Below are 3,115 nucleotides of genomic sequence, written 5' to 3'. Positions count from 1 at the left end.
TGTAAGAATATAGATAATCTTTGGATAGCATCGGAAGCAGGGAAGGCTGGCTCTGCTAAAAGATAGAAAGAATTTCTAATGTTTTTTTATATTGTTAGCTTGCCTAAACATGCCGCTAAGCTGTTTTTAGATCTTGTTTGCCTGCTTTGCTTTTTTCATATATACGAATTTCTCTAAAAAGTAACTAAAAATAGGCATAAAGCTTAAAGGAGACCCTACCATGAATACTAGCACATCTATCACCCTTGAACATCTACCTAATGAGATACTTGCTCCTATTTTAGGAGCTTGCGTTAACCCTTCCTTATTTAACGTTTGTACAAGATGACGACATTTGCTGGCTACAGAAGTTATGCCTTCCCTTTATAAGCAAATAAGTAAGATGCATGCTCCTCATAGAGATGTTAACGAGCAGACTCTTATTTTAGGTAGGATTTATAGGCTAGAAGAAGAGCTTTCAGAGACAGCAAAGGTAAATGCAATCTTTAAGCAAATCTTTGCTTTAGCTAGCTCACTGTCTCCTATGGAGTTGGAATTTAAATGTAAAGCTGAGAAAAAAAGGTATTTTACCCTGACTAACTATACCTCTTATCTTGTAAATATTAATCGCCTGTTAATGTGGAAAAACCTCCCTAGTGGAAGGAAGTACTTAGAGCAAGAGAAAATCAAGTATTTGCCTTTAACAAAAAAAGGAGAGCTTTTCAGAGAGTGGATTGAAAATCATGCCAAAGATATTAAGGAATTAGATTTACAGGGAGTTGGCTTAACGTTTTTGCCTACAGAAATAGGGCAACTTTCTCAGCTAGCGATCTTAAACTTAGATAGAAACCAACTTACCTCCCTTCCGGCACAGATAGGGCAGCTTTCTCAGCTCCAAGAGCTTAAATTAAACTGCAACGAACTTATCATTCTTCCTGTAGAGATAAGGCAACTATGGGAGCTCAATAAACTTTATTTAAACAATAACCAGTTCACCAACCTTCCAGCAGAAATATGGCAGCTGGTTGGTTTACAACACCTTTACTTAGAGAATAACCAGCTTACCTCTCTTCCAGCACAGATAGGTCAGCTATCGCGGCTTTCTCAACTTTGCTTAAGCAGCAACGAGCTTACCTCCTTTCCAGCAGAAATAGGACAGCTTTCTCAGCTGCAAACGCTTGAATTAAGCAGCAACCAGCTTGCCACCCTTCCTGCAGAGATAGGGCAACTATCTCAGCTGACATGGCTTTCCTTAAGCAATAACCAGCTTACAACTCTTCCCACAGAGATAGGACAATTATCGCAGTTGCAAAGGCTTCACTTAAATAATAACCAACTCACCACACTTCCTGCAGAGATAGGGCAGCTCTCATGGCTGTTAGAGCTTTACTTAAGCAATAACCAGCTTACTTCTCTTCGTGCCGAGATAGGGCAGTTATCTCAGCTGAGAGTGCTTAATTTATGTAATAATCAGCTTAGCTCCTTTCCAGCAGAAATAGCTTATTTGGCGGAAGGGTTAAATCTTAATCTAAAAGAAAATCCACTGGAAAGTATTCCTGAGGAGATAAAGCAACGTTTTAGGCTATAAATGGAGAAGTTTGTATTTGTAGCACCTAATCTACTAAAGAGATAAATGGATGCGTTTGTAGGGTGTTTAGAATATCGATAACCTTTCGACTTATTATAGAAACGCTAGCATCCGAAGATAATGCTTTTCTGTTAAAGGATAAGAAGAATTTCTAATGGCTTTTATAGTACTAGTTTGCCTAAGCAAGCCGCTAGACTGTTTTTATATCTAGCTTGCCTATTTTGCTTTTTCCATGTATATAAATACCTCTAAAAAGCAGCTAAAAATAGACATAAAGCTTCAAAGAGGCTATACCATGAATCCTAGCTCTTCTCTCACCATTGAACATCTACCTAATGAAATACTGACTCCTATTTTAAAGGCATGCGCTGCGCCTTCTTTATATAGCGTCTGTACAAAATGGCGACATTTGCTGGCTACTGAAGTCATGCCTTCCCTTTATAAGCAAATAGGCAAGATGCATGTTCCCCATGATGATGTTTACAAGCAGGCTCTTATTATAGATAGGATTTATAAGCTAGAAGAAGATCTTTCTGTAGCAGAAAAGGTAAATGCAATCTTTAAGCAAATCTTTGCTTTAGCTAGCCCTCTTTCACCTTTAGATTTAGAGCTTAAAGATAAACCTAAGGAAAAAAGATATATTACTCTAACTAATTACTGCTCTTATCTTGTAAACATTAACCGCCTTTTAATGTGGGAGAAACTTGCTGGAGGAGAAGAATATTTAGGGAGAGAAGAAATTAAACCTTTACCTTTAAAAGAAAAAGGCAGACTTTTTAAGGAATGGATTGAAAACCATGGCAAAGATATAACAAGGCTAGACTTAAGAGGAATCAGCTTGAAATTTTTACCTACAGAGATAAGATGTTTATCGCAGCTAAGAATGCTTTACTTAAACAACAACCAACTCACAGCACTTCCTGGCGAGATAGGGCAGCTTTCTCAGCTGCAAGAGCTCGACCTGGCAAATAATCAGCTCACCACTCTTCCTATAGAAATAGGGCAGTTATCGCAACTGCAATCCCTTAACTTAGGAGGCAACCAGCTTACCTCCCTTCCTGGCGAGATAGGGCAGCTACTGCAACTGAGAGAGCTTAACTTATATAATAACCAGCTTACCACCCTTCCGATAGAGATAGGGCAGCTATTGCAACTCAGAGACCTCAACTTAAATAATAACCGGCTCACCACTCTTCCGGTAGAGATAGGGCAGCTATTGCAACTCAGAGAGCTTAACTTAAATAATAACCAGCTCACCAATCTTCCTGCAGAAATCGGGCAGCTCTCTCAGCTGCAAATGCTTAATTTAGAATATAACCAACTCACCTCTCTTCCTGCACAGATAGGGCAGCTCTCTCAGCTGCAATGGCTTGATTTACCCCACAACCGGCTCACCACTCTTCCAATAGAGATAGGACAGTTATCGCAGGAGCTAGGTCTTGATCTAAATGGAAATCCTTTGGAAAGTATTCCTGAGGACATAAAACAACGCTTTAATCTATAACTGGCAAAGCTTGTATCTTTGCCATTTAATGTACTAAAGAAAAA

At 39.0% G+C, this 3,115-nt stretch carries 2 protein-coding genes; both read left to right on the top strand.

All coding sequences use genetic code 11. The annotated features are described in order from the left end of the window. Positions 1-352: 352 nt before the first annotated feature. Positions 353-1,567 carry a leucine-rich repeat domain-containing protein gene (locus DB41_RS07700; RefSeq protein WP_155117621.1) on the top strand — a complete coding sequence of 405 codons (1,215 nt, stop codon included), beginning with the start codon at positions 353-355 and terminating at the stop codon, positions 1,565-1,567. 295 nt (positions 1,568-1,862) lie between these two features. Next, a complete protein-coding gene (locus tag DB41_RS07695; RefSeq protein WP_162180936.1) occupies positions 1,863-3,071 on the top strand; it encodes a leucine-rich repeat domain-containing protein in 1,209 nt (402 codons plus the stop codon). Positions 3,072-3,115 lie beyond the last annotated feature (44 nt).

The organism is Neochlamydia sp. TUME1 (genome assembly GCF_000813645.1).
GTDB lineage: Bacteria > Chlamydiota > Chlamydiia > Chlamydiales > Parachlamydiaceae > Neochlamydia.
The sequence above is the reverse complement of the archived record's forward strand: the minus strand, read 5'-3'. Positions and strand labels throughout refer to the sequence as shown.

Coding starts and splice junctions, on each gene's coding strand:
- DB41_RS07700 (WP_155117621.1), top strand. CDS start 353: ATGCCTTCCCTTTATAAGCAAATAAGTAAGATGCATGCTCCTCATAGA.
- DB41_RS07695 (WP_162180936.1), top strand. CDS start 1,863: ATGAATCCTAGCTCTTCTCTCACCATTGAACATCTACCTAATGAAATA.